General features: G+C 65.7%; 24 protein-coding genes and 1 tRNA gene. 12 read left to right on the forward strand and 13 right to left on the reverse strand.

Annotated elements, in window-relative coordinates; translation table 11 throughout:
• Nucleotides 1–46: 46 nt before the first annotated feature.
• The 4 genes from NQJ30_RS13880 to NQJ30_RS13895 form a co-directional block, all read right to left on the reverse strand.
• The gene (locus NQJ30_RS13880; protein WP_255770543.1) at nt 47–1,258 is read right to left on the reverse strand and encodes an AMP-binding protein; all 1,212 of its coding nucleotides are present in this window, start codon (nt 1,256–1,258) and stop codon (nt 47–49) included.
• A 13-nt stretch (nt 1,259–1,271) separates the two neighbouring features.
• The gene (locus NQJ30_RS13885) at nt 1,272–2,222 is read right to left on the reverse strand and encodes a 1,4-dihydroxy-2-naphthoyl-CoA synthase (RefSeq protein ID WP_255770544.1); all 951 of its coding nucleotides are present in this window, start codon (nt 2,220–2,222) and stop codon (nt 1,272–1,274) included.
• A gap of 21 nt (nt 2,223–2,243) precedes the next feature.
• A complete protein-coding gene (locus tag NQJ30_RS13890) occupies nt 2,244–2,684 on the reverse strand; it encodes a VOC family protein (RefSeq protein ID WP_255770545.1) in 441 nt (146 codons plus the stop codon).
• A gap of 62 nt (nt 2,685–2,746) precedes the next feature.
• Nucleotides 2,747–3,508, reverse strand: a complete 762-nt coding sequence (locus tag NQJ30_RS13895; protein WP_255770546.1) for a CPBP family intramembrane glutamic endopeptidase — start codon at nt 3,506–3,508, stop codon at nt 2,747–2,749.
• Between the two features lie 253 nt (nt 3,509–3,761).
• Here NQJ30_RS13895 and NQJ30_RS13900 point away from each other — a divergent pair.
• The 3 genes from NQJ30_RS13900 to NQJ30_RS13910 all read left to right on the forward strand — a co-directional run bounded on the left by NQJ30_RS13900 (nt 3,762) and on the right by NQJ30_RS13910 (nt 8,474).
• Nucleotides 3,762–3,836: transfer RNA gene (locus tag NQJ30_RS13900), tRNA-Leu, on the forward strand.
• Nucleotides 3,837–5,101: 1,265 nt separating this feature from the next.
• Complete coding sequence (locus tag NQJ30_RS13905) at nt 5,102–6,787, forward strand: ABC-F family ATP-binding cassette domain-containing protein (protein ID WP_255770547.1); 1,686 nt, start codon at nt 5,102–5,104, stop codon at nt 6,785–6,787.
• Between the two features lie 226 nt (nt 6,788–7,013).
• Complete coding sequence (locus NQJ30_RS13910; RefSeq protein ID WP_255770548.1) at nt 7,014–8,474, forward strand: amino acid permease; 1,461 nt, start codon at nt 7,014–7,016, stop codon at nt 8,472–8,474.
• 69 nt (nt 8,475–8,543) lie between these two features.
• Here NQJ30_RS13910 and NQJ30_RS13915 read toward each other — a convergent pair whose 3' ends face one another.
• Both NQJ30_RS13915 and NQJ30_RS13920 read right to left on the reverse strand, forming a co-directional pair.
• The gene (locus NQJ30_RS13915) at nt 8,544–9,296 is read right to left on the reverse strand and encodes a dienelactone hydrolase family protein (protein ID WP_255770549.1); all 753 of its coding nucleotides are present in this window, start codon (nt 9,294–9,296) and stop codon (nt 8,544–8,546) included.
• Nucleotides 9,297–9,417: 121 nt separating this feature from the next.
• Complete coding sequence (locus NQJ30_RS13920; protein ID WP_255770550.1) at nt 9,418–9,594, reverse strand: CsbD family protein; 177 nt, start codon at nt 9,592–9,594, stop codon at nt 9,418–9,420.
• 216 nt (nt 9,595–9,810) lie between these two features.
• Here NQJ30_RS13920 and NQJ30_RS13925 point away from each other — a divergent pair, with 216 nt between their 5' ends.
• A complete protein-coding gene (locus NQJ30_RS13925; protein WP_255770551.1) occupies nt 9,811–10,473 on the forward strand; it encodes a pentapeptide repeat-containing protein in 663 nt (220 codons plus the stop codon).
• Between the two features lie 67 nt (nt 10,474–10,540).
• Nucleotides 10,541–11,149 (forward strand): GNAT family N-acetyltransferase, encoded by a 609-nt coding sequence (locus NQJ30_RS13930; RefSeq protein ID WP_255770552.1) that lies wholly within the window; start codon nt 10,541–10,543, stop codon nt 11,147–11,149.
• Nucleotides 11,150–11,172: 23 nt separating this feature from the next.
• On the opposite strand, the gene NQJ30_RS13935 is transcribed toward NQJ30_RS13930, so the two are convergent.
• Entirely contained in the window at nt 11,173–12,120 is a 948-nt protein-coding gene (locus NQJ30_RS13935; protein WP_255770553.1) for an SGNH/GDSL hydrolase family protein, read from the reverse strand.
• Between the two features lie 111 nt (nt 12,121–12,231).
• Between NQJ30_RS13935 and NQJ30_RS13940 the strand changes: the two genes are divergently transcribed.
• The 3 genes from NQJ30_RS13940 (at nt 12,232) to NQJ30_RS13950 (ending at nt 15,776) form a co-directional block, all read left to right on the forward strand.
• Nucleotides 12,232–12,948, forward strand: coding sequence for a tyrosine-protein phosphatase (locus tag NQJ30_RS13940; protein WP_255770554.1), 717 nt, complete (start codon nt 12,232–12,234; stop codon nt 12,946–12,948).
• Nucleotides 12,949–13,084: 136 nt separating this feature from the next.
• Nucleotides 13,085–15,199 (forward strand): peptidase, encoded by a 2,115-nt coding sequence (locus NQJ30_RS13945; RefSeq protein ID WP_255770555.1) that lies wholly within the window; start codon nt 13,085–13,087, stop codon nt 15,197–15,199.
• 169 nt (nt 15,200–15,368) lie between these two features.
• A complete protein-coding gene (locus NQJ30_RS13950) occupies nt 15,369–15,776 on the forward strand; it encodes a VOC family protein (RefSeq protein WP_255770556.1) in 408 nt (135 codons plus the stop codon).
• Between the two features lie 70 nt (nt 15,777–15,846).
• On the opposite strand, the gene NQJ30_RS13955 is transcribed toward NQJ30_RS13950, so the two are convergent.
• Nucleotides 15,847–17,199: an MFS transporter gene (locus NQJ30_RS13955; RefSeq protein WP_255770557.1), complete on the reverse strand. Its 1,353-nt coding sequence runs from the start codon at nt 17,197–17,199 to the stop codon at nt 15,847–15,849.
• A gap of 246 nt (nt 17,200–17,445) precedes the next feature.
• Between NQJ30_RS13955 and NQJ30_RS13960 the strand changes: the two genes are divergently transcribed.
• Nucleotides 17,446–17,895, forward strand: coding sequence for a cupin domain-containing protein (locus NQJ30_RS13960; RefSeq protein WP_255770558.1), 450 nt, complete (start codon nt 17,446–17,448; stop codon nt 17,893–17,895).
• A gap of 90 nt (nt 17,896–17,985) precedes the next feature.
• Here NQJ30_RS13960 and NQJ30_RS13965 read toward each other — a convergent pair whose 3' ends face one another.
• Entirely contained in the window at nt 17,986–18,243 is a 258-nt protein-coding gene (locus NQJ30_RS13965) for an SHOCT domain-containing protein (protein ID WP_255770559.1), read from the reverse strand.
• A gap of 347 nt (nt 18,244–18,590) precedes the next feature.
• Between NQJ30_RS13965 and NQJ30_RS13975 the strand changes: the two genes are divergently transcribed.
• Nucleotides 18,591–19,082, forward strand: a complete 492-nt coding sequence (locus NQJ30_RS13975) for a hypothetical protein (RefSeq protein WP_255770595.1) — start codon at nt 18,591–18,593, stop codon at nt 19,080–19,082.
• Between the two features lie 25 nt (nt 19,083–19,107).
• On the opposite strand, the gene NQJ30_RS13980 is transcribed toward NQJ30_RS13975, so the two are convergent.
• Together NQJ30_RS13980 and NQJ30_RS13985 are read right to left on the reverse strand one after the other, a co-directional pair.
• Nucleotides 19,108–20,304: an acyl-CoA dehydrogenase family protein gene (locus NQJ30_RS13980; RefSeq protein WP_255770560.1), complete on the reverse strand. Its 1,197-nt coding sequence runs from the start codon at nt 20,302–20,304 to the stop codon at nt 19,108–19,110.
• A gap of 3 nt (nt 20,305–20,307) precedes the next feature.
• Nucleotides 20,308–20,802 (reverse strand): MaoC/PaaZ C-terminal domain-containing protein, encoded by a 495-nt coding sequence (locus NQJ30_RS13985; RefSeq protein ID WP_255770561.1) that lies wholly within the window; start codon nt 20,800–20,802, stop codon nt 20,308–20,310.
• Between the two features lie 134 nt (nt 20,803–20,936).
• Between NQJ30_RS13985 and NQJ30_RS13990 the strand changes: the two genes are divergently transcribed.
• Both NQJ30_RS13990 and NQJ30_RS13995 read left to right on the forward strand, forming a co-directional pair.
• The gene (locus NQJ30_RS13990; RefSeq protein ID WP_255770562.1) at nt 20,937–22,520 is read left to right on the forward strand and encodes an acyl-CoA carboxylase subunit beta; all 1,584 of its coding nucleotides are present in this window, start codon (nt 20,937–20,939) and stop codon (nt 22,518–22,520) included.
• 9 nt (nt 22,521–22,529) lie between these two features.
• Nucleotides 22,530–22,853 carry an EthD family reductase gene (locus NQJ30_RS13995; RefSeq protein ID WP_255770563.1) on the forward strand — a complete coding sequence of 108 codons (324 nt, stop codon included), beginning with the start codon at nt 22,530–22,532 and terminating at the stop codon, nt 22,851–22,853.
• Nucleotides 22,854–22,948: 95 nt separating this feature from the next.
• On the opposite strand, the gene NQJ30_RS14000 is transcribed toward NQJ30_RS13995, so the two are convergent.
• Nucleotides 22,949–23,992, reverse strand: coding sequence for an MBL fold metallo-hydrolase (locus tag NQJ30_RS14000; protein WP_255770564.1), 1,044 nt, complete (start codon nt 23,990–23,992; stop codon nt 22,949–22,951).
• A 1-nt stretch (nt 23,993) separates the two neighbouring features.
• A complete protein-coding gene (locus tag NQJ30_RS14005) occupies nt 23,994–24,755 on the reverse strand; it encodes an SDR family NAD(P)-dependent oxidoreductase (protein ID WP_255770565.1) in 762 nt (253 codons plus the stop codon).
• Nucleotides 24,756–24,758 lie beyond the last annotated feature (3 nt).

Genomic DNA, 24,758 nt, shown 5'->3' on the forward strand with positions numbered 1-24,758 from the left:
GAACGGTTGCGCAGCGGCCGCGGATGGGCGCCGGTGCAGCTCTACTCTACTTTCCCTGGTGCAGGGCGTTGAGCTTCGCGATCATGGCCAGGCGGTCCGGCTTGCCGTTGGGGAGCATCAGCAGTTCCGGCGCGGCCAGTACTGTCTTTGGTGCCAGCAGGCCAAGGTGGGCGTGCCAGTCCTGTTCAAGCACGACGGCGTGATCCCCGGTTGGGAAGGCACCGTCACCTTGGGTTTCTGCCGCGCCGGCTGCGGAAGCACGGCCGCCGGCCACCGCAACGTAGGCGGCCACGGCCTGGCCCCATTCGGCGGACGGGACGCCGGCCACAAAAGCCGCGGCGACGCCGTCGGACTTTTCCAGCTCGTGCTGCACGTGCGCGGCGGAGACCTTGACGCCGCCGGTGATGATGACATCGTCAGCGCGTCCCAGCACGGTGAGCCGGCCGTCCGCGCCGATGGCACCAAGGTCGTTGGTGCGGTACCAGCGGACGCCGTCTTCCTCATAAAACGTGTCCGTGCTCTCGGGCGCGTCCAGGTAGCCGGCGGCCACGGTGTCGCCGCCCAGCAGGATCCGGCCGTCCTCGGCGATCCGGACCTCGACGCCGGTGAGCGGCACGCCGTCGTACACGCAGCCGCCGCAGGTTTCCGCGGAGCCGTAGGTGGTGGTGACCCGGAGGCCGGCTTCACGGGCCGCCTCGAGCAGCGCGGCCGACGCCGGTGCGCCGCCCAGCAGGATGCCATCGAACCTTTGCAGGACGGCGAGGGTCTCCGGCGAAGGCGACTGCAGGAGGCGCTGCAGCTGGGTGGGCACCAATGATGTGAAGCGGATCTTATCGGTCAGCTCCAGGGCACCGGCGGTGAAGGCTTCGGGCGTGAAGCCGCCGGACATGTCCATCACCCACGGCCGGGTCCCGGCGAACAGCGACCGCACCAGGACCTGCACGCCGGCCACGAACTGCACCGGCAGCGCGAGCAGCCACTGGCCTTCGCCCTGGAGGGCCAAAGCGGTGGCCATGGAGGAGGCCGCCAAGGACTCGACGGTCAGGACCGTGGCCTTGGGCGCGCCCGTCGAACCGGACGTCCTCACCACTGCCACGGCGTCATCGCAGCCGGGGGTCTCCGTGTGGCCAACCACCAGCTCACCGTCCGGGTTCACGGAAAGTTCGACGGCGGGTCCCTCACCGCGGAGCGCGGCTGCCAGCGCGCTGAGCGCCGGTTCAATATCCAGGGGGCCCACGTGCTGGCGTCCGATGTTCATGTGCCGTCCTGCCTTAGAAGTAGTGCGGAAAGCGGGACCAGTCGGGGTCGCGTTTCTCGAGGAAGGCTTCCTTCCCCTCCACGGCCTCGTCCGTCATGTACGCCAGACGGGTGGCTTCACCGGCGAAGACCTGCTGGCCGGCCAGGCCGTCGTCCGCGAGGTTAAATGCGAATTTGAGCATACGTATCGCCTGGGGTGACTGGCGCGCGATATCGGCGGCATATTCCAGCGCCACTTCCTCGAGCCGTTCGTGGTCCACTGCCTCGTTGACGGCGCCCATCCGGACCATGTCTTCAGCGGAATATTCCCGGGCAAGGAAGAAGATCTCCCGTGCCGCCTTCTGGCCGATCTGCCGCGCCAGCAGGGCGGAGCCGTAGCCGGCGTCGAAACTTCCCACGGTGGCATCCGTCTGCTTGAACTTACCGTGCTGGCGGGAGGCGATGGTGAGGTCGGAGACCACGTGCAGGGAATGCCCGCCGCCGGCGGCCCAGCCGTTCACGACGGCGATGACCACCTTGGGCATGGTGCGCATGAGCCGCTGGACTTCCAGGATGTGGAGGCGGCCGGCGCGGGCGGGATCGATGGTTTCCTGCGTCTCGCCGTCGGCGTACCGGTAGCCGTCCCGGCCCCTGATCCGCTGGTCTCCGCCGGAGCAGAACGCGTGGCCGCCGTCCTTGGGGGAGGGGCCGTTGCCGGTGAGCAGCACGGTGGCGACGTCCGGCGTCATGCGCGCGTGGTCCATGGCGCGGTAGAGCTCGTCCACGGTGCCCGGGCGGAAAGCGTTCCGGACCTCGGGGCGGTTGAAGGCGATCCGGACGGTGGGCAGGTCCCGGGTGGTACCGTCCGCGGCGCGCTCCACCTGCCGGTGGTAGGTCATGTCCTGGAAGTCGTCGAAGCCGGAGACGGTGCGCCAGCGGGTGGGGTCAAAGACGTCGGACACCTTGGCGGGAATTTGGTTGCTCACCGGACAAGTCTAGTAATCGGGTCAGCTGATGCAGAACTCGTTGCCTTCCGGATCGGCCATGGTGTGCCATCCGTGCGGGCCTTCGTTGGCGGACCAGAGGAAGGTTGCCCCGCGGGCTTCCAGCTGCTTCCGGACCTCGTCCTTGTCCCGGCCGTCCAGGCGGACGTCCCAGTGCACGCGGTTCTTGATGGTCTTTTCCTCCGGGACTGCCTGGAAGAGGACCCGGTGGGCGGGGGCCTTCGCGTCGAGTTCCTCCGGCGGCCGGATGGCCTGTCCTGTCCGCCATACAAGTTTGCCGTGGTGGGTGAGGGTTTCCTTGTCCGTGGCGTGGCCCTGGCTGATCATGGAGCGGATGAACGCCTCGTCCTGGGGTTCCACGGCCCAGCCCAGGGTTTCGGCCCACCAGTCCGCGAGTTCGTGCGGGTTCTTGCTGTCCACCACGATCTGGATCTTGAGTCCCATGCCACCAACCTACGCGCGGCGGCGGCCCGGGGGATAGGGGAAGCCGCCCCCGCGTTGGAGTATTAGGGCTGGGCCTGCTGGAGCTGGTCGAAGAGCTCCGGCGGGATGGCGTAGATGAAGATGACCGCGAGCAGGTTCTTCGCCGCGTGCACAAAGTAGGAGAACATCAGGTTCTTCCCGGTCCACACATACACAAAGACCAGGGTGGCGCCCATGGCCAAGTAGGGCAGCAGTGCAGGCATTGTGATCGCCTCCTGGCCCACGATGTGCAGGCCGGCGAACAGCACCACGGACAGGGCACAGCACAGCCAGATGTTGACCCGCCGGCTGAGCTTGCCGATCAGCAGGTGCCGGAAAATGTACTCCTCCACGAACGGGCCCACGATCACCAGCACCGGCACCATCAACCAGGCCGGCACCTGCTGCATCAGGTCCTGCAGCCCGGCCTGGTTTGCGGAGGTCTGCACCCCGCCGGCCGCCGAGACCACCACGGCGGTGAGGATCATCATGGCCAGTACCGCTGCGGGAACCATCATGAGGGTGAACCAGGGCCGGGTGGCCAGCACCTTCAGGTCCCGGCTGATGACCCGGCGGGCGGCAATCACCGCCAGGATCCCGACCGTCCCGTAGAAGAGCAGATTCACACCGTAGGATGCTGCCGCGGGGCTGGGGGCCAGTTGCCGCAGGAGCGGGGCGAGCAGATCACCGGCGACGGCGAACAGTCCGGCCACAGCCACGTACAGGCCGACAGTGCCGAAATCCAGCCGGGAAAACCGGTACAGCTCAGGCTGCGGAGCGGGTGGCCGCCTGTGTGTGGTTGTCATGCTTTCAGCCTAACTTCCGCCCCGTTGCTCTATCACTTTTGGTTCCCAATCAGGCCGTTTGGGGACCAAAAGTGATAGAGCAACACGGGGCGTCAGGAGTGGCCCGTGAACGTCAGGACGATGAGGACGCAGTTCAGGACAACAATCAGCGCCGCGCTGGTCCAGCCAGCAAGCTTCAGCGGCATCGAATCCGCGTGGATGCCCATGACGTCGCGTTTCCCCGTGAGCCGGATCAGCGGGATCAGGGCGAAAGGGATGCCGAAACTGAGCAGGACCTGGCTCAGGACCAGGGCCAGTGTCGGTTCGATCCCGGCACCGAGGACCACCAACGCCGGTACCAGGGTGATCACCCGGCGGGTCAGCAGCGGCACCCGGACACGCAGCAGCCCGCCCATGATGGTGGCACCTGCGTAGCAGCCCACCGACGTGGAGGCCAGGCCCGAAGCGAGCAGGCCGATCGCGAACACCACACCGATGACCGGACCCAGGGCTGAGGTGACGGCCGCGTGGGCGCCGGCAATAGTATCCGTGCCTTCGATGCCGCGAAGGCTGGACGCAGCCAGCAGGAGCATGGCGATGTTGACTATGCCGGCGAGCATCAGGGCCCCGGCAACGTCGAACCGGGTGGCCCTGATGAGCCGTGTCCGGACGGCCGGATCTTCGGAGAAGCCATGCCTGTCCCTGGCCAGCGCCGAGTGCAGGTAGATGGCGTGCGGCATCACGGTTGCCCCGAGCATGCCGGCCGCGAGGAGAACCGTGTCCGTTCCCTCAAAACGGGGAATCAGGCCAGCCGCGGCGCTTCCGGCGTCCGGTGGATTCACAAAGAGCCCGGAAACAAAACCTATGGCGATCACGCCCAGCAGAACGAGGATGGCGTACTCAAAAGACTTTTGACCGCGGGAAGACTGCAGCGCCAACAGCAGCATCGACGCCAGGCCGATGATGACGCCGCCGGCCAGCAGCGGCAGGCCGAAGAGCAGGTTCAGCGCCACAGCACCGCCGATCACTTCGGCCATGTCCGTTGCCCCGGCCACGAGTTCCGCCTGGGCCCAATACAACCGCCGGCGGCGCTTGCCCAGGCGCCTGCCCATGATCTCGGGAAGACTCATGCCCGTTGCCAGTCCCAGCTTCGCAGACTGATACTGCACCAGGACAGCCATCGCGTTGGCCGCCACCAGGACCCAGACCAGCAAGTACCCGTAATTGGCGCCCGCCGTCAGGTTAGCGGCAACATTTCCGGGGTCCACATAGGCGATGGCAGCCACAAAAGCAGGCCCCATCAGCAGCAGCCGGGACCAGCGCCGCCCCGGCGCGCGCCGTGCCTGAAGTGTGGGAAAAGCCATGAGGGTCCTCGTCATCGGGGGGGCGAACTGATATCACCAAGATAGCGCAATTTAGGTGTGCCGAAAACATTTGTTTCGGGGCGCCATATTGACCTCCCGCACCAGTTCAAGGCAGGCTGGACCGATGAAGTCCTAAGCATCAGCCCGCCCATGCCGGACTGGCGCCATCCCCCGACCCCACGGCCGCCGTCGAGCCTCCCCTGAACCGTTGGCTCCGGCGGTCACCCTGCGGACATAACAAGGACTTCCCGTGACTGAACATCTCAACCTTTCGGCCGTCTCCCATGGTTACGGCGACCGGCTCCTGCTTGACGGCATCACCCTGGTCATTACCGCGGGTGAGCACGTGGCGATCGTCGGTGAGAACGGTGCCGGAAAATCCACGCTGCTGCGCATCCTGGCCGGTCTCGAGGCTCCGGACAAAGGCACCGCGGGTAGCCATGGCCGGGTGGGCTACCTGGCCCAGACCCACGGCCTGCCGGAATCCTTCACGGTGGGCGAAGCCATCGACGCGTCCATGGCGTCGTTGCGGGCGCTCGAGGCCGAACTGGACCGGCTGGAGGCGGGTCTGGCCGACGCCGGGGACGAAGAGCTGGAGACGTATGGCCGGCTCCAGACCGAATACCAGCTGCGCGAAGGCTACGCGGCTGAGTCCAGGGTGGAGGCCGCGCTGGACCGGCTGGGCCTGGGCGGCCTGGACCGGAGCCGGACTCTGGGGTCGCTGTCCGGGGGCGAGCAGGAGCGCGTGGCGCTGGCCTGTGTCCTGGCCGACCCCGCAGAGATCCTGCTCCTGGATGAGCCCACCAACCACCTGGACGCCCGGGGCACGGCGTGGCTGGAGGACCGCCTGGCGGCGCACCGCGGCACCGTGGTGGTGGTCTCCCACGACCGGGTGCTGCTCCGCAAAGTGGCCGGCACCATCATCGAAGTGGATGCTGAGCGCCGTGCCGTGACCCGCTACGGCAACGGCTATGACGGTTACCTCCGGGAGAAGGCCGCCGAACGGGAGCACTGGGTCCAGCAGTACCACCAGTGGATAGGTGCGATGGAGGCCGAACAGCGGCAGGCGGACACCGTGGCCGGAACCATGGGTTACGCCCGCAAACGCGACGGCGACAAGATGAGCTTCGGCTTCAAAGCCGGCACCTGGCAGAAGGCGGCCACCAGCAAGGTCCGCAACGCCCAGGAACGGCTCCGCAGGCTTGAAGCCAGCCCGGTGGACCGTCCGCCGGTGCCCTTGCGCCTGAATGCGGACCTGGCCATGGATCCGGCAGTCATACCGGCGCCGGGTGGCCTGGTTGAGCCCTCACCGGTGCTGTCCGTCCGGGGCGTGAGCGTCCCCGGCCGCCTTCGCCCTACGGATTTTGAAGCCTGGGCAGGCGACAAGATTCTGATCACCGGCCCCAACGGAGCAGGGAAGTCGACACTGCTGTCCATCCTGGCCGGCACGCTGGAGCCAGCCGGCGGGACCGTGATCCGCCCGGACCGCGTCGGTTACCTGCAGCAGGAGCTCGAGCTGCCGGAGCGGCCGTCGCTGCGGCTGCTGCCGGCCTTCGTGGCCGGCCTGGGCGGCAACATCGATGACCATGCCGAGGCGCTCCTTCGCCTTGGCCTGTTCCGCACCAGCGAGTTCCACGTTCCGGTGGGCAGCCTGTCCGCGGGCCAGCAGCGCAGGCTCGCCCTCGCGCGACTCTTGCTGGGCGGCTTCAGCACCCTGATTGTGGACGAACCCACCAACCACCTGGCGCCTGTGCTGGTGGAGCAGCTTGAGGAAGCGCTCGCGGACTTCGCCGGCACCCTGGTGATGGTCAGTCATGACCGCGCCCTCCGTGACTGGTTTGCCCGGAATGCGAGAAAGGACGAAAAGGCGCGGACAGCCGCGGCCGGCCGCTGGATCCGGTACTCGATGGACCGTGGAGTGCTGGCCCGGGCGTGACGGAGGGCAGCCCGAACGCCTTCGCCCGAACCGTGCCCAATATGCGTGGATGTCAAAATATCGTTCTGTTGAATGAGGCAATTTGCGATTTAAATTCGCGTTAACTGCCGCAGAGTGTTGCCCGCGTCACGAACACATAACGGCGGCTTGTAAGATTGAAACGCCGCGCGGGCCCTCCATGCCTGGGACTTTGTGCCGGCCACCCCCGACTCCACAAGGAATTGTTGTGCCTCAAAGTACCCCCACAGAACTTCAGAGCCGCACGGCGCCATCCGCCGCCGTCGACTCTTCCCTCAGCGCCGAGGGCTACAAAAAGACCCTGGGCCGCCGCCACGTAACCATGATCGCGATGGGCGGCGCGATCGGCGTCGGGCTCTTCATGGGCGCCGGCGGACGCCTGGCCTCCACCGGCCCGGCCCTGATTTTCTCCTACGCCATCGCCGGCGTGATCGCCTACCTGCTGATGCGGGCGCTCGGCGAACTGATCATGTACCGCCAGACCTCCGGCTCGTTCGTGAGCTACGCCGGGGAAATGTTCGGCAAGAAGGGCGCGTACCTGTCCGGTTGGATGTACTTCATCAACTGGGCCATGACCGGCATCGCCGAGCTCATCGCGATCGGCCTGTACTTCCAGTTCTTCTTCCCCAACGTCCCCGTTGAGATGTCCGCCATCGCCGCGCTGGTGCTGCTGGTGGCCGTGAACCTGCTCAGCGTCAAGGCGTTCGGCGAGTTTGAATTCTGGGCGTCCTGCCTCAAGGTGGCGGCCATCGTCACGTTCCTTGCCGTGGGCACGTTCATGGTGGTCACCAACGCCAAGGTGGGCGAAGGTCACGCTTCGGTGGCCAATCTTTTCCATGACGAGGGCGGCATGTTCCCCAAGGGCGCCCTGGTCATGATCCTGGTGCTCAACGCCGTCATCTTCGCCTACAACGCGATTGAACTGGTGGGCATCACCGCCGGTGAAATGGAGAACCCCGAACGCGAAGTCCCCAAGGCCATCCGTGCCGTAGTGGTCCGCATTGTGGTGTTCTACGTGGGCTCGGTGTCCCTCCTGGCGATGCTCCTGCCCTCGGACCAGTACCACGCCGGCACGTCACCGTTCGTGACCGTGTTCGGCCAGATGGGCCTGGCTTGGATGGGCGACGTCATGAACATGATCGTCATCACCGCGGCGCTGTCCTCCTGCAACACCGGCCTGTACTCCATTGGCCGGATCTTCCGCACCATGGCCAATAACGGGCACGCACCCCAGTGGCTCACCAAGATGTCCAGCCGTCACATCCCCTACGCCGGCATCCTGGCCATCGCCGCCGTGTACCTCGTGGGCATCCTGCTGAACATCTGGCTGGGCGGCTCACATGCGTTCGACCTCGCTCTGAACTCCGCCTCCATCGGCGTGATCTTCACCTGGGGCTCCATCTTCGCCAGCCAGATTGCCCTGCGGAAGAAGAAGGGCAGGGTGTCCTCGTTGCCCATGCCCGGCTCGCCGTGGACCAGCTGGCTGGGACTCGTGGCGCTGTTGGCCATCACCGTGCTGATCGGGTTCGACACCATGACCAGCGACACCGGTGAGGTCTTTATGCTGGGCCTCTGGACCCTTGCGACCATCCCGTTCTTCGCGCTGGTGCTGTGGCTGGGCTGGCAGAAGGTCAAGCACAACGAGCCGCAGAGCGAGCTCTTCAGCTAGTTTCCGGCACCGTACGCCAAGAAGTACGACGACGGCGGGTCACCCTCCCGGGGCGGCCCGCCGACGTCGTTAATTCCCCTCGGCCGTGGCGGGGTCCGGCTCCTTCAGGTGCCTGGCGAAGTGGTCCTCGATCCGCTGCCAGGCCTCGGGGGCGGACTGCGGGTCGGGGCCTACCCCCATCACGCGCATTAGCGGACGGAGCACCGCCGGGCCTTCCTCGGTTTTGTTGAGGAAGGAGTGGCCGGCAGTGGGAAATTCCTTGACGCTGTTTTCGATCCCCAGGTTGTCCAGCACAGTCTCCAGCTTTTCCGCGGCGCCCTTCAGGGTCCTGTCCTTGCCGCCGAAGTTGGCGACGATGGGGCAGGCGCCGCGGAGCGCCCCCTCCGGGTCGCGGGGGAGGCGGCCGTAGTTGACCGAGGCCGCGTCGAAGCCGTCGCGTGCCACCAGCAGGGCGAAGCCGCCGCCCATGCAGAACCCGATCACGCCGGTCTTGCCCGTGGACAGCGGCGAGTCTGCCAGCCAGGCCCGGGCAGTGGCGAGGTCGGTAAAGACCCGGCCGGTTCCCGTCATCATGCTCCGCATGGTGCTGACCAGGCAGCGCCGGGCGCCGCCGTCGCTGAACAGGTCCACCGCGAGCGTCAGGTAGCCGGCCCGTGCCAGCCTGTCCGCGTGGACCCGTATCTGGTCGTTCAGCCCGAACGCTTCGTGGACCATCAGCACCGAGGGAAACGGGCCGGAACCCGACGGCGTGGCGAGATATCCGCCCAGCGCAGGCGAACCTCCGGCGGCGGCGCTCTGGGCGCTCAGGTCGACGTACGTCATGGGCCAAGGGTAGCTGCCGACGCATGAGCCGGCACCGCTAAATTCACCCGCGGCGGTAAAAGGGCAAAAAGACGGCGGTGGATCCCCCATGAGGATCCACCGCCATCCGGTTTTTGAAGAACTAATCCTTCTTGAAGGTGTCCTTGATGTCTTCGCCGACCTTCTTTGCGCCGGCCTTGACCTGGTCTGCCTGGCCTTCGGCCTTCAACCTGTCATTGTCGGTGGCGTTTCCGGCCGCTTCCTTGGCCTTGCCGCCGAGGTTTTCCGCTTCGTTACTGATCTTGTCTCCGAGGCCCATCGCTGGCCGCCTTTCGTGTCCCGTTGATCGAACAATGCCTTTTCACCATAACACAAAGCATGCTTACTATTTCAAGTCCAGCGGAGAACTTCTGACCGATGCCACGGTCCCGGGCTAGGCTCGATTCATGGATCACACCACAAGCACCCAGCGCAGCCGGGCCCGCCCGGACACCATTTGGACGGCTGAAAGCCTGGCCAAAGCGGAATCGCTGTAATGGCCGCCAAGCTGCCCAAGGTTGCCGGTCCCCGCCTCACTGATGTCCGGTTGGAGGACCTGACCGAGGACGCCGCTCCCAGTTTCGGCCGTGGTGAAAAGTACGACGGCGTCCGGTACAGCCGCGTCGCGGCCGACGGTCTCGAACTGAGCGGCACCGATTTCGCTGAGTGTGAGTTCCAAGGGGTCTCATTCAACGACACCCAGCTTCGCGGGGCGGGATTTCGCGACTGCATCCTGTCCGAGCTGTACGCGCCGGTGTTCCGGGCGGCCCGCTCCACCTGGCGTGACGTGCACCTGAACAACCCGCGGCTCGGGTCGGCTGAACTCTATGAGAGCGGCATGCAGTCCGTGCGGATCGAAGGCGGCAAGCTGGACTTCCTCAACCTGCGGGGATCCAAGCTGACGGACGTCCTGGTCACGGATTGCATCATCAACGAACTGGACCTGGGCTCAGCCGCGGGAACTCGGGTGGTGCTGAAGAACTGCACCGTGGGGGCGCTGGACCTCACGGGCGCCCGGTTGAAGGACTTCGATATCCGCGGCACGGAGTTCCGGACCATCAGCGGACTGGCCAGCCTGGCAGGGCTGGTCATCGATGACTACCAGCTAAGCCTGCTGGCACCGCTCCTGGCGGGGCACCTGGGCATCCGGGTGGTGTAGCCGGCAGACAGTCAGGCCGGTGGCCCAAGAGTAAGCGGGCTGCAGTTGGTGCGCCTAGGCTGATCCTGTGACCTTTCTCGAACCACTGACATTGACCGGCCAAAACGTCATCCTGGAGCCCCTCAGCCATGAGCACCACGACGGGCTGGTGGGCGCAGCCCGTGACGGCGAGCTGTGGAAGCTCTGGTACACGTCCGTTCCCCGGCCGGAGGGGATGGCGGCCGAGATTGAACGCCGGCTGGCGATGCACGAGCAAGGCTCCATGCTGCCGTTCACCACCCGGCTCATTGATCCGGCCGCAGGCGGTCCGGGCCGGATCATCGGCATGACCACGTACTGCAACATCGACGCCGCCACGCCCCGTGTGGAGATCGGATACACCTGGAATGCCGCGTCCGTTCACGGCACCGGTACCAACCCGGACTCCAAGCTGCGCCTGCTGCGCCATGCCTTCGAGACCATCGGCTACGTGGCGGTGGAATTCTGCACACACTGGCTCAACCACCAGTCCCGCGAGGCCATTGCCCGGCTGGGAGCCAAGCAGGACGGGGTGCTCCGCAGCCACAGGCGCACGTCCGACGGCGTGCTGCGTGACACCGTGGTGTTCTCCATCCTGGAACACGAGTGGCCCATGGTCCGGAACGGGCTCGAACACAGGCTCGCCAAGCACCCGTAGGGGTGCTTGGCGAGCGGGCAGCGTTAGTTCCGCCGGGCGATCGAAGCGAGATTTACCGCGTCGGTGACGGCGGCGGCGTATGCACGATGTCCATCCGCCGTGGGGTGGAAGGTCTGAGGAGTGAACGGTTGCCCGAAGACAATCCATTGATTAATGATCGAGTTGGCAGCATGTTCGGCGAACCGTGACGTCACATCGATGTACTGTGCGTTGGCCTTTGACCCGGTGTTGGCGGCGGACACGGCCGCGTCGATTGTGGCGTTGAGGGCTGCGGTGCCTTGGTTGATCATTTCCTGCCTCTCCAAGGGAATCACGGGAATCCCACGCTCCGGATCGAACAGCAGCGGATAGCCCAGAACTGCGATCCTGGCGCGGGGTGCCGCCCGATGGATGGCAGTCACAGCCCTGGAGAGGTCTGCCGCCATGCCCGGCAACTTGCCTTCGGCACTTAATACCGCCTGCTGGCAATCCTCGGGAGTGGAGTAAGCACAGGCGAAGAGAATCGAATTGACACCAATGTCGTTCGCTCCGGCCGTCAGCGTCACGAGTTCTGTTCTCCCGGAGAGGGTTTCGGCCGCCGTAAGCCGGGCGATTTGTTGCATGACACTGGGAACGACGTCGTCCGCCATCTGGTCGAGCAGCGCCCCGTGGCAGGCCCCGTTGGTTACGTTATCGTCAACAATTGCCAGGTCCCTTAGGTCATCAACATAACCGCCCTTGGTCTGTATACAGGGAAGGCTGGAAGCGAAAGCTCCAGCTCCAGTTCCCGCCGTGTAGGAATCACCAACAGCAACCAGGTCAACGTTCGGAACCGGCGGAGCCGCCTCCGCCGGAATAGCGGCAAAGCCCAAAGTCATTGCGATGGTGGCGAGGCCGGCTGCGAAAGCCGAGAGCCGCCGTCGTACTGCATGATCCTTCATGACTGTCCCCTTGATCATCGGCCCTTGGAATGAGGGCAGGTAATCGATCACGTTACCGCCGGCAGTGTGCCCCCGTCATCGCCCGCAACCACCCGGATTTCCGGCTCCCGTTCCCCCTAACGGAAGCGTGCAGCCACCGCTGACGTGTGGTTAGCTATGCGCGTGGAGAATCGAGGCGGGGCCGTGGGCTGGGACGGAGCTGTTAATGCCTGGCACGTCGCCGGCAGCGTGTACCGCATGGGGCGCCGCGAATGGCTCACCGAAACCGGGTGGCGGCAGGCGTACGACGACGGCGTCCGCACCGTGGTGGATCTGCGTCACCCGCGCGAGGCGCTGCGGCGGGACACGGACCCGGAGGTGCCCGACGGCGCCTTGTCCGGCGTGGAGATCGTCGTTACCCCCACCGAGGAGCCTGGCGATCCGCGTTTCACCGCTGTCTGCGGCCCGTACCTCAACGATCCCGCCCATTACCTGCACAACGTCAGGCTTTACCCGGAGAAGTTCGTGGAAGTCTTCCGCGCCGTGGCAGGTGCCGCACCGGGCGCCGTCGTGATTCATTGCGCCGCCGGCCGGGACCGCAGCGGCATGGTTGCGGCCATGATCCAGGACCTCGCCGGCCACCCGGACCACGCCATCGCCGATGGTTACGCAAAGGCGGCGCGCGGCATCAACGAACGGTACCGGACGCAAGGGCCTCCGCACGCGCGGGAACGCTACCTCGACGACGCCGAACTGGCGCCGCTGCTGGAAGAGCGCGGCCAGGCGGTGGTCAAGTTCGTCCGCGAACTGAATACCCGCGCCTTCCTGATGGAGAACGGGATGTCCGGAAACGAAGTTGCCGCCATCGAACACCTCGCCGCCGGCCGGGTACCCTTGTGACGTACGTGGCCACTGTGACAGGTGGTGACGAAGCACGTGACGCCAGGTCCAGGTCACGCGCGGAGCATACCTGAGTGGGACGAGCGGAACGGCTATCCGAATGAAACGAATTCTTGCCGCAGGGACAGTAGCTGGAATGGCTTTGGCGTTGGCACTCGGCATTGTCCCGGCAGCGGCCGCGACGGGAGGCGACGACTCGACGGTTTCACCGTCGCAGGCCGGTCCATCCGAGGCGGGGCTTTCCGAGGCGTTGCTGCGTGACCTTGGCTTGAGCCTGACGGAATTCAACGCCGCGGGGGAGGTCGGCCGGCGGGCAGCCGATGCGCTCAATACCCTGCAGGCCCTACCCGGATTTGTGGGCGTCAGCCTGAAGAACGGCGAGATCCTGGTTCACGGTACCGGCCCGGCCCTCCAGGCCAAAGTGGATGAGCTGAACCAGTCTGGTCCTGAAGTCTTTGTCCTGGCGGCACCGTCACCGCTTGGAACGCCGGCTCAGCCCTCGCCGGGCCCTGACGCCACGGCTGCTCCCGCTCCCTCTCCCACTGCATCGAACTCTTCCATGTTGGGCTCTTCCGCAGTGGACCCCTCCGCGCCGGAGCTGGTGGCGCAGAATATTGATCAGCTGTTCCAGGCCTACGTCCACGAGGTGGGAACCCGGGGTCTTCAGGCCGTTGCCTACACCGACGGGCACTTCGTGATCCGCACAGGTCCCGGGAATACGTCGGAATCCGATGTCCCCGGCGCTGTCAGCGAACAACCCTCCTTGCCGGCGTCGGCACCTGAACCGACGCTGGCAGCTGAACCGGCGTCCTCGCCTCGACCGGCCGCTGCCGGCAAGCTGACACCTGAGCAGTTCGTGTCCCGCTACGCGAATGTCCAGCTGGAGACGGGCGCAGCAGTCAAAACCGAGGACGACATCTTCGGCGGCCAGGGATTCTTCGTCGACAACATGATCAGGTGCTCCACCGGCTTCAGCGCGTTCGGCCCCACGGGACTGCCGCTGGTCCTGACAGCCGGGCACTGCACCGGCGACGGCACAGCCAAGGCCGCCGGCCTGGAGCCGCTGGGCTGGGCTCCGGCCGGTGGCAGCTCCGCAGTTACCCCGTGGCCGATGCCTGCGCTGGCCCCGCTCGGCAACTTCGGGTTCAGCCAGTTCGGCGGTCCGAACAATGCGGCGGCGACGGACGGTTCGTCCGTGGGCACCGATATTGCGGTGATCAAGGACATTGCAGCCGGCCTCGATCTCCAGCCGGCCGCCTCAACGTGGGGCGATGCCAAGACTCCGGATCCCGTCAAGATTGTGGGAGCTGCCGCACCCGTCCAGGGCGAACCCGTGTGCCGGTCGGGACGGACCACAGGCTGGAAATGCGGCACCATCGACTCCATTGCGATAGTGATGATGCCCGGCTCAAAGGCTACGCCGCCCGACTATGACAATGACCCCCGCCCGGTCCGCGCCTTCGACTCAAGCTCCGTAGCATCCGCAGGCGGCGATTCCGGCGGCCCCTGGATCTCCGGCAACTATGCGGTGGGAACCCACACCGGGGCCGAAATACTCGACGGCGTGCAGAAGCGGGCCATTGCCGCCACCCTCGTGGACTCCCTCGCCAGTATCCCCGGGGGCGTCCAGCTGGAATTGTTCCTCAACAAGCCCACGGTGACTAAGCCTGCCCCGGGTTCCACGTTCGACGCCGGTGCCACCATTTCCGGGCAGGTGGCCGCTGCTCCGGCGTCCGCCGTCGCGGCCGGCTCGAAGGTCCGGGTCACCCTGGCCGGAGAAGATCCGATCGAAGTCCCCGTGGACCCCGCCGGCGGATGGTCGTTCACGGCTCCCGGAGTGCCCCGGCCACTGCGCTTTACGGCCGAAACTGTCAACGGTTTCAGCAAATCGGGGGCGACGGCTTTCGAGTTTGACCCGGCGCCGGCGGCGCCGCCGGTCGTAGCCCCGGTAGTGCCGCCCGCGGTCACACCGGACGGCCCGGCTGCCGGGGCGCCCGCCCCATCCGCAACTCCGGCACCGGCCGCCACCACGGCGGTGGTTCCCGCCGCGGGCGGTGCGCCGGTCCCGGCAGGTGACGCCGCCGTCGTTGTACGTCCACTTGGAGAGCCTGCGCAGCTTGCCAGTACCGGCGCCTCGGGTCTGCTCCCCGCCGCTGGACTGGCTGCCGGCGCGCTGGTGGTGGGCGGTGTGTTGCTGATCCTGCTGCGGCGCCGCCGGCGGCAGCGTCCCACCCGCACCGTGCAGCGCTAATCTCCGGAAACCCTCTCTCACTAGATGCAACAAAAACGTCAACGCTCGATCACTTCCCTGAGGAAAGTGATCGAGCGTCTGGCGAAAACCTGCGTTAAGTGCGAGAGCGTCTGAAGGGCATTGCGGGTGTGGCGCCGCGGCGTAAAATTTCCCCGTAGGAGGTGGCGAAATGAACATAGCCCTGAACAATGCCACTACCATCATGCCGGTTGATGACGCGGCGCGCGCCCACAGTTTCTACACTGAAAAACTGGGCCTCCCGCACCGCGGCATGACAGAGGATGGAAGCGAGCTGCTCGGCGCCGACGGTGGCCCGATGCTGCAGCTGAAGCCGGTCTCGGACGGCAAACATTCCGAGCACACCGCCCTCAGTTTCGAGGTGCGCGATATCGAGCGGACTGTCCAGGACATGGAGGCCAGAGGCGTCCGGTTCCAGGATTACGACCTGCCCAACCTCAGGACCGAAAACCACATCTGCACCACGGACGCCGAGAAGTGCGCCTGGTTCATGGACACGGAACACAACATCCTCTGCGTCCACGAAACCCTGGTTGCCCAGTCCGACTACCAACTCTGAGAACAAAAGCGGTGGACCACCCCGGGGTGGTCCACCGCTTTTGTATCGGAGCTATTGTGCCGGAGCGCAGTTAGCTGGCGCTTTCCTCCAGCGTGAGGTCGCGGTCCTTGGTCTCGGGGGCCTTGATCGCCTGGAACAGCGAGATGCCCACGATGATCATCATGTAGACGGCGATAGGCCAGTAGGAATTGGTCATCCATGCCAGCAGGGCCGAGCAGATGATCGGTGCGATGCCGCCGCCAAAGATGGCGGAGAACTCGCGGGCGATGGCCACGCCGGCGTAACGGTACTTGGAGCCGAACAGCTCTGCGTACATGGCCGACTGGGCCGCGATGCCGCCCTCAACGGCGAACGTGAAGCCGACGGCGTAGACGAGGGCGATCAGCCAAACGTTGCCCGTGCTGGTGAGCCAGAATGCCGGGAACGAGAACAGGAAGAGGAACGCGAGGATAAAGACGTTCACGGGCTTGCGGCCCCAGCGGTCCGTGGCACGTCCGGCGATCAGCGCCGCGGGGATGGCGAACAGGCCGCCCATGGCCAGCATCTGGGGGATCAGCGACTTCTCCACGCTGACCACGGAGATCAGGAACGTGCCGAGGAATGCCTGGTAAATGTACGAGTGGGCGTGCGTGCCCATGTTGATCAGGAAGACCTGGCGCAGCGGCCGGCGGCCCTTTTTCAGCACTTCCGAAACCGGCGAGGCGGCCTGGACGTGCTCCTTCTTCAGCTCGGCGAAAACCGGGGATTCCTTCATGTTGCGGCGGATCAGGTACGCGGCAATAGTCACCAGCGCGCTGGAGAGGAACACCAGGCGCCAGCCCCAGGACTCGAGGTCCTCACGCGGCAGCAGCTGGACCAGGATCCAGGCGCCGGAACCAAAAACGGAGCCGACGGCGGCACCCGCCCAGACGAGCGACGTCATGGCACCACGCTTGCCCTTGGGGGCAAACTCGGCGAGCAGCACCACGGCGCTGGCCATTTCGGCACCCGCGCCGAAGCCCTGGATAAAGCGCAGCACCGTCAGGAGGATCGGGGCGAGGATGCCCACGGATTCGTAGGTGGGCAGCAGGCCCATGGCGAAGGTGGCGGTTCCCATCAGGGCCAGCGTGGCCACGAGGACGAACTTGCGGCCGATCTTGTCGCCGTAGCGGGAGAAGAAGAGGCCGCCCATGGGCCGCGCGACGAAGCCGACGGCGTAGGCGCCGAAGCTGGCGATGAAGCCAACCGCGGGGGAGACGTTGGGGAAGAACAGGGTGTTGAAGATGATGGCAGTGCCAACACCGTAGACAACCATGTCGTAGTTTTCCAGGACCGTGCCGATGAAGCCGGCCCAGCCTGCACGGCGCAGTTCTGTCTTATTGACGGCGGCCGGGTGAGGCGCGCCGTGTGTCTGGGTGCCCGTAGGCGAGGGGCTTTGCGTCATTGCTTATTCCTGTTCTGAGGCGGCGCCCACAGCTCCGTCGACGCGAAAGTCACCTTATGCGAAAAGGCAACGACGCGCAACCGGTTGCCAGAAGTGGCAATTTGTTGCCATTTCGGATGGGTGGCGAATATTGCTTTACGAACGAGCGTACGTCTTGACGGTCGGGCCGACAGCCGACATACTGAAGTCAGGCCCCGGGGGCAATGACGAAACCGGCGGCAAATCGAATCTCAGGAGGGATGAGCCATGACTGAAGTGGCCTTTGACATCAACCGCAACGTGGACCTGTTCCGGGTGAGCCGGGCGGACGAACTGGCCGCCGCACCGGGACAGACGCTGAATGCCCGCCGAATCTCCGGTGTCAGCAAGGAGAACAGCCCCGTCGAAAATCTCTGGTTCGGCAAGGTTTACACCGGCCCCGGCGAGATCTCTGATGCCCACCACCACGGCGAAGCCAACACCGGTGGCTATGTGCTCAAGGGCCGTGGCTTCATCCGCTACGGCGAGAACTACAGCCAGATTGTGTACCTGGAAGAAGGCGACTTCGTCTTCGTACCGCCGTACATGCCGCACATCGAAGGCAACGCCAGCAAGACCGAAGAGCTGATTTGGATGACCACCCGGACCCCGGACAACATCGTAGTCAACCTGCACGACCAGGAAATTGCGGACCTGGAGATCGACTACCGCTCCTGATTTTTCGCGCACCAAAATGGGGTGGCCGCGGGAAGGCGGCCGCCCCGTTTTTCTGACGTTAGACGGTGTCAGGGTCGCTCGAGGTGCTCTTCATTCCTGCCGCCTGAGCGCCGTGCGCCGGGCAATGAACTCCTGCTCGTCTATTTCCCCGCGGGCGAAGCGTTCATTGAGAATACGTTCTGCGTCATGGTGGAGCGGCCGCGGCACAGCCGGCCTGTCACCCGTGGGTGGCCGCCGGAGCAGGAGCACAACGACGGTGACCACACCGCCCCAGAAAATCAGCATCAGCAAGGCCATGATCACCCACGCGCCGATACCCCAGCCGGTCCCGTCCCAGCCATACATCATGATCAGGCCTCTCCTCGTGAAACTACGTCTTCCTGTGAAGCTACGTCCGGGGCGGTTCCCGGAATAGTGCCCAACGGCCCGGAGAATCGGCCGGTTTCAGCGCGGTCATGACGGGATGAACATCCCTTGGCGAGGGGATCAGTGCGGGGTTGTTGGGGCGCCCTCGAGCGACTGCATATCCGTCACGGCGTCCGGTGGTGCGGGCTGCGGAGCGAAGTGCCCGATCCGCTGTCGGGCCGTGTGGGTGCCTGTGCCGATCGGGACCTGGGCCGTTGCCTTGGCAAGGCAAAACAGGGGCATTCCGCTGTAAACGGTCTCGATGCCGGCCGCCGGCGCTTGGTATGTTCGTGCCAGATGCCAATATCGCCCGTGCCGGAGAGTTCTTTCATGTAGCGGCGCCATGGCCCCAGGTGGGGAGCATTGCGGTCCGAGGCGAACCTTCGCAGGTACTGGCCGCCGAGCTGGTGGACCGGGACGGCCCGGGGCGGGTGACCCTGCGGGACGTGGCCGCAGCTGCCGGGACCTCGACCACGGCCGTTTACACGCTCGCCTTTGCCGGCTGCAAGCCCGGCCCGCACACCGCCGATGCCATGGCGCCCCTCAGGGAGGCAGTCCTTGCCGAACAGGCGGCTGGCACCTTTACGGCCGCCCCGGTCGAAATTATCGCAGCAGCAATCTGGGCCAGGTTCACGGGCTGGTCAGCCTGGAGCTGGCACAGGTCGGCCCGCCCGGAATCGACTGGGAGGCAGCCTACGACGCTGCCTTGGATGCAGTGGCCCGCAGTTGGTCCCCTGAGTGAACGACGGCGGGTGCGCACCCGCCGTCGTTCACTCAACTAGTCGTTCACTCAACTATTCGACCAGGTCAGAAGGACCGCGGCAGCCCCAGGTGCTTCTCGCCGATGTAGTTCCGGGTCATCTCGTCCGTCAGCGGCGCGAAGGTGTACAGCCGGGCGTCGCGGAAGTAGCGCTGCATGGGCAGGCCGCGGAAGAAGCCCCAGCCGGCCATGACCCGCATGCCGATATCGGTGGTGGTGGTGGCGGCATCCGACGCAGCCAGCTTGGCCATCGCGGACCAGGTCTCGTTGGTGCCCTGCCCGGCGTCGGACGCTTCCGCGGCCTGGCGCAGCAGGAGCCGGGCGGACTCGATCTTCACGCTGGCATCGACCAGGCTGTGCTGCAGTCCCTGGAAGGAGCCCACCGCACGGCCGAACGCGTGCCGCTGCCGGGCCCAGCCCACGGCGGTTTCCATGGCTCCGCGGGCGATCCCCAGCGCCACCGCCGCCCCGTTCAGCCGTTCACCGTTGAGCGTGCCCAGCACCTGCCGGAATCCCCGGTCCTGCTCGCCGAGGACGTTGTCAGCCGGGACCCGGACGTCGTCGAGGTAGACGTCGCACTGGGCCAGGCCGCGGATGCCCATGGTGTCGATGACCTCCGTGCGGATCCCGGGTGTTGAGCGGGGGACCAGGAACATGGTGATGCCGTCGATGGCGGAGCGGCTGATCTCGCTGGTGCGGGCCAGGAGGATCAAGTAGTCAGCGTCCATGGCGCCGCCGATCCACTTCTTCTGTCCACTGATCGACCAACTGCCGTCCGCCAGCTGCGTTGCACGGGTCTTCATGGCCCGCGCAACGTCCGTGCCGCCGTCGGGCTCGCTCAGCGCGAAGGACATCTTTGCTGCACCGCGGTGCAGCGGGGCCAGGAACTCCTCCTGCTGGGCCTGGTTGCCGTAGCTGTGCAGGAGCTGAACGCCCATGAACTGGACCACCATGCTCACGCCGACGGAGGTGGGGCCGGCGCCGAGTTCCTCGAGCACCACGGCCTGGGCCTGGTGCTTGGGTCCGTGGCCGTGGAGTTCGCCGTCGAGCTTGATGAGGCCGGCGGCGCCGATTTCGCGGTACAGCTCGACGTCGTACTCTTCGGCTTCGTCGAATTTGTTGAGCCGTTCGGGGGTGACGTGCTCGGCCAGTACCGCTCGCACGCGCTTGCGCAACGCTGCGAATTCCTCCGGCTCGGTGATGTCGGCCGGCGGCGCGGGTTTGAAGTCGTCTTGAATGCTCATGGCCTATTTCCTCTTGATGATGAAGCTGCTGCTGAAGGTCATGACGGTGGATCCGTCCTGTTTCAGTACGGAGTAATCGATTGTCCAGATGCCCTGTTCGGGTTTTTTTGTCTCGCGCGCCAGGGCCACGGCTGCCTCGACATGGATGGTGTCACCGATGAAGACCGGCGCGGTGGCGCGGACCTCGTCCAGTCCCAGCCAGGCCACCACATTGCTGAAGTAGCCGGTCTGGGTCATCAGGCCCAAACCCAGCGAGAGGGTCAGCGGTCCGTGCGCAATGCGCTGTCCGAACGGCGTCGCTGCCGCATAGGTCTCATCCAGGTGCAGGGAGACGAGGTCGCCGGTGAGGCCCGCCCACTGGACCAGATGGGCGTCGGTGATGGTCATGCCCGCAGTATGGATGACGTCCCCGGCCACCAGGTCTTCCCAAAAGTGGTCAGGCCGGCCCTTGGGCTGCGGCAGTGTTGTGCCGGCTTGCGTGGCGTCGGTGCCGTGCATGGTTCTCCTGTTCAGCGTCGGTAAAGGGGGATCCCTAGGGGAATCGTAAGTCCCGCTGGAATAAGACTAGACGAGCGAACGCTTGTTCGTATACTAATAGAGGACACCAACTCTAATTTTTCTGGAGGCTCAACATGAGTGAAGCTACGATCGTCGCCCCCGCGCCGGCGTCGGACATCGAAGTTCCGGCACCCACGGTGCACGAACAACTGACCGAGAAGCTCGCTTCGGCCCGCCTCGGTGGTTCTGAAAAGAACCGCAGGAAGATCACAGAATCAGGCAAGCTCCTGGTCCGCCAGCGCCTCGCAATCCTTTTCGACGACGAAAACTACATCGAGGACGGCCTGCTGGCCCGTTACGAGGAAGGCCTGCCCGGGGACGCCGTGGTCATCGCGTTCGGCCGTGTTGACGGACGGGAAGTCTGCGTCATCGCCAACGATTACTCGGTCAAGGCCGGCACCTGGGGCAACCGCACGTTTGAAAAGATTACGCAGGCCCAGCACAAGGCTGACGCGGCCGGCATCCCCATCGTCTACCTCTTCGACTCCGCAGGCGCACGCATCGACGAACAGTTCGAAAGCTTCGCCGGCCGCCACGCCTGGGGCAACATCTTCTACAACCAGGTCCAGATCTCCGGCCGCGTGCCGCAGGTGTGTGCACTGTTTGGCCCCTCGCCTGCGGGCTCCGCCTACGTTCCGGCGCTCTGCGACATGACCGTCATGGTCCGCGGCCACGCCACCGCCTACCTTGGCTCACCCCGCCTGGCCGAGATGGTCACCGGCGAAAAGGTCACCCTGGAGGAAATGGGCGGCGCCGAAATGCACTGCACCGTCTCCGGGCTGGGCGATGTCCTGGTGGAGGACGACGAGGAGGCCCTCAACGCCATCCGCGTCTGGCTGTCCTTCCTGCCCGCGAACTGGGAGACGCCGGCCCCGCTGGCACCCGCCCTGGAACCCCGCCCGGGCCGGTCCCTGCAGGACATCGTGCCGCTCCGCGAGGCCGAGGTCTTCGACATGGAGGAGTTCGTCGAATCCCTGGTGGACGAAGGATCCTGGTTCCCGTACAAGGAGCTGTTCGCGCCGGAAATGCTGACGGGCTTCGCCCGGATCAACGGCCGTCCCGTGGGCCTGGTGGGCAACCAGCCCAAGCACATGGGCGGCTCCATCTTCCCCGATTCCTCGGACAAGGCCGCCCGCTTCATCTGGATCTGCAACGCCTACAACATCCCCATCGTCTTCCTGGTAGACATCGCCGGCTACATGATCGGCTCCGCGGTGGAGCGCCAGGGCATCATCCGGCACGGCGCCAAGATGATCTTCGCCGTCTCCGAGTGCCGCGTTCCCCGCATCACCGTCCTGGTCCGCAAAGCCTACGGCGGCGGCTACCTCGCCATGTCCGGTGCCCCCATGAACCCGGACGCCGTCATCGCGCTGCCCACGGCCCGGCCAGCCCTGATGGGTCCCGACGCCGCCGTCAACGGCATCTACTACAACCAGATCCACGAGATCGAGGATCAGGCAGAACGCAAGGCGTTCATTATGGAAAAGCACGCCGAGTACGCCGAAGGCATCGACGTCTTCAAGATTGCCAACGCCAACGCCGTGGAGGCAGTGGTCCCGGCCAACGACCTGCGGTCCGACCTGACACGGCGGCTGGGGCTGTACTCCAAGCGCAAGATGGTTCCCGTGGAGCGGCGCCAGGCCGTTACCCCGGCGTAGGCGCGGCACATGATCAAGGTGGTAGCCGTCGTCAAGGCCAAACCGGAACTGAGCCGGGAGGAGTTCCTGCACTTCTGGAACGTTGAGCACCCCGATTACGTGCGGAAGCTGCCGGGCATCCTCCGGTACCGGCAGAACCCTGCCATCGAGCACCGGAAGGCGTGGCCCTACAGCGGCATGGCCGAACTCTGGTTTGACTCGGTGGCGGACGTCAAAGCGGCCTACGGCGGACCGGAAGCCAAGGACCTGTTTGACCATGAACACCACTTCCTGGCGGACGTGGAGTGGTTCCTGGCCGAGGAAGTCGAGGTTCCCCTGCGCGGGGGAGCCTGAGCATGCCGAAGCGGGTCACCCTGGAGGCCCGCGGGCTTCCAGGGTGACCCGCTGCCGTCTGCATGGTGCTGGCGGAGGAGTGCGGGAATGCCCGGCTACTCCGCCAGCATCAGCCCGGGAACCCCTGGATGCGTTCCTGAGGTGACTAGATAGCGGATGTGCGCCGCGGTCTCGCTGAGCGCGAGCCGGAACTGCAGATCGCCCAGGGATTCCCAACCCCGGGACCATGTCAGGTGGCGGGCAACCTCGTGAACCGTCGAAGCGCCAGCGGTCAGGACCTGGAGAACCTCGCGCGAACGTTCTTCAATGTGTTCCTCCAGCACCCTGGCCCTCTGCCCCACGCCTTGAAAACGGTATTCGTGCGCCGGGCAGACCTCATAGTGGTCGTTTCCGGCGATCCGCTGCAGGGACTCGATGTTCTGCCGGAGCGGATCCGTGTCACCGCGGATCTCCAATGACACATTGGGGGAGATCCGCGGCAGGACATGGTCACCCGAGAGGGCCAGCTCGCCGTCGTCATCCCACAGGCAGATGTGGCCCGGGGTGTGGCCGGGCGTTTCCATGATGCGCCAGTTCCGGCCAGCCACGGACAGGCTGTCCCCGTCGCGGAGCCGCCGGTCCGGGTCGGCCAGTTGGCGCATGTTCAGGAGCGCCTCGGGGCTGATGGCTGCCTCGGCCACGCGTTCCCGGGGAACGCCCCAGCCCAGCATGCGCGCCTGGTCCAGGGCCGATTCCTCGTGCGCGTCCTCAAAGGCGGTGATGTGCCGGCGTTCCTGCCGGCCCAGCGCCACCCATGCGCCCGAGCCACGTGCCAAACGCGCGGCCATGCCCAGATGGTCGGTGTGGAAATGAGTGGCAACGATGCCGGTGATTTCCCGGGGGCCCACGTCAAGCCTGGCCAGGGCGGCCAGCAGCTGGCCGTGGCCCTCGTCCGAATCGAAGCCGGGATCCACCACCACGCACTCGTCCCCGTCCAGCAGCACGTAGCTGAGGGTGTACCGCATGGGGTTGTCGGGGAAAACGACCGGAACGCTGTGGACGCCCGGTGCAACCACCTCCACGGGCGGCAGGACGCGCCGCTGCCAGGCCTCACGCTGGGCGGTGCCCGTGATGGTGATGCCCGCGGTTCCAGCCCTCACGCTATTGCCCTTCATGGTTGTTGAACAGCGAGAAGAGGCGCGTGGCGCCGCCGTCGATCAGGAGGTCGGCGCCGTTGATGTTGCGCGCGTCATCGGTGAGGAGAAAGGCAATCATGGCTCCGATCTCAGCAGGTTCGATGACGTTCTGCGTGGGGACACGCCGTCGGACCTGGTCCCGGACCTCCTGAATGACCATGGGAGTGTCCACCACACCGGGGCAGACTGAATTGACGGTAACCCCCGTGCCCCAGAAATCTTCGAGCAGCGAACGCGTCAGGTTGGCGAGGCCGGCCTTCGACGCCGCGTAGCTCGGGTACGGGTAGCCCGTGACCCCGGCGATCGAGGCAATGTTGATGATGCGTCCCCAGCCGGTCTCGATCATGGCGGGCGAGAAGGCCCTGATGAGGTTGAACGGGCCCACCAGGTTGACGTCCAGCGCCCGGCGGAAGGACTCGGCTGTGCTGTCCGTGAGGTACTTCCGGTCCAGGATGCCGGCGGCGTTGACCAGCGCGTGCACCGGACCCACGGCTGCGGTCACCTCTGCGAACAGCTTCCCGACGGCGGCCTCGTCCGCCACGTCTGCGGCGAAAGATTCCGCCTTTCCACCGGAGTCGCGGATGGTTTGGGCTGCCGCCTCGCTCGCGTCGGAGTTGAGGTCGACGCAGACGATGGTGTGCCCGGCGCCGGCGAGCCGGGCATTGATGCCGCGGCACATGCCGCCGCCTGCGCCGGTCACCAGGATGTTAAGGGGTGTGGTGCTCATGGT

Source organism: Pseudarthrobacter sulfonivorans (genome assembly GCF_024391045.1).
Taxonomy (GTDB): Bacteria; Actinomycetota; Actinomycetes; order Actinomycetales; family Micrococcaceae; genus Arthrobacter; species Arthrobacter sulfonivorans_B.

Excerpts from the sequence above, each read along its gene's own strand:
- NQJ30_RS13890 (WP_255770545.1), bottom strand. The coding sequence starts at position 2,684 with ATGGGACTCAAGATCCAGATCGTGGTGGACAGCAAGAACCCGCACGAA.
- NQJ30_RS14005 (WP_255770565.1), bottom strand. The coding sequence starts at position 24,755 with ATGAGCACCACACCCCTTAACATCCTGGTGACCGGCGCAGGCGGCGGC.
- NQJ30_RS13955 (WP_255770557.1), bottom strand. The coding sequence starts at position 17,199 with ATGACGCAAAGCCCCTCGCCTACGGGCACCCAGACACACGGCGCGCCT.
- NQJ30_RS13965 (WP_255770559.1), bottom strand. The coding sequence starts at position 18,243 with ATGATGTATGGCTGGGACGGGACCGGCTGGGGTATCGGCGCGTGGGTG.
- NQJ30_RS13985 (WP_255770561.1), bottom strand. The coding sequence starts at position 20,802 with ATGCACGGCACCGACGCCACGCAAGCCGGCACAACACTGCCGCAGCCC.
- NQJ30_RS13920 (WP_255770550.1), bottom strand. The coding sequence starts at position 9,594 with ATGGGCCTCGGAGACAAGATCAGTAACGAAGCGGAAAACCTCGGCGGC.
- NQJ30_RS13990 (WP_255770562.1), top strand. The coding sequence starts at position 20,937 with ATGAGTGAAGCTACGATCGTCGCCCCCGCGCCGGCGTCGGACATCGAA.
- NQJ30_RS13915 (WP_255770549.1), bottom strand. The coding sequence starts at position 9,296 with ATGACGTACGTCGACCTGAGCGCCCAGAGCGCCGCCGCCGGAGGTTCG.
- NQJ30_RS13895 (WP_255770546.1), bottom strand. The coding sequence starts at position 3,508 with ATGACAACCACACACAGGCGGCCACCCGCTCCGCAGCCTGAGCTGTAC.
- NQJ30_RS13945 (WP_255770555.1), top strand. The coding sequence starts at position 13,085 with ATGGCTTTGGCGTTGGCACTCGGCATTGTCCCGGCAGCGGCCGCGACG.
- NQJ30_RS13980 (WP_255770560.1), bottom strand. The coding sequence starts at position 20,304 with ATGAGCATTCAAGACGACTTCAAACCCGCGCCGCCGGCCGACATCACC.
- NQJ30_RS13950 (WP_255770556.1), top strand. The coding sequence starts at position 15,369 with ATGAACATAGCCCTGAACAATGCCACTACCATCATGCCGGTTGATGAC.
- NQJ30_RS13880 (WP_255770543.1), bottom strand. The coding sequence starts at position 1,258 with ATGAACATCGGACGCCAGCACGTGGGCCCCCTGGATATTGAACCGGCG.
- NQJ30_RS13995 (WP_255770563.1), top strand. The coding sequence starts at position 22,530 with ATGATCAAGGTGGTAGCCGTCGTCAAGGCCAAACCGGAACTGAGCCGG.
- NQJ30_RS13925 (WP_255770551.1), top strand. The coding sequence starts at position 9,811 with ATGGCCGCCAAGCTGCCCAAGGTTGCCGGTCCCCGCCTCACTGATGTC.
- NQJ30_RS13960 (WP_255770558.1), top strand. The coding sequence starts at position 17,446 with ATGACTGAAGTGGCCTTTGACATCAACCGCAACGTGGACCTGTTCCGG.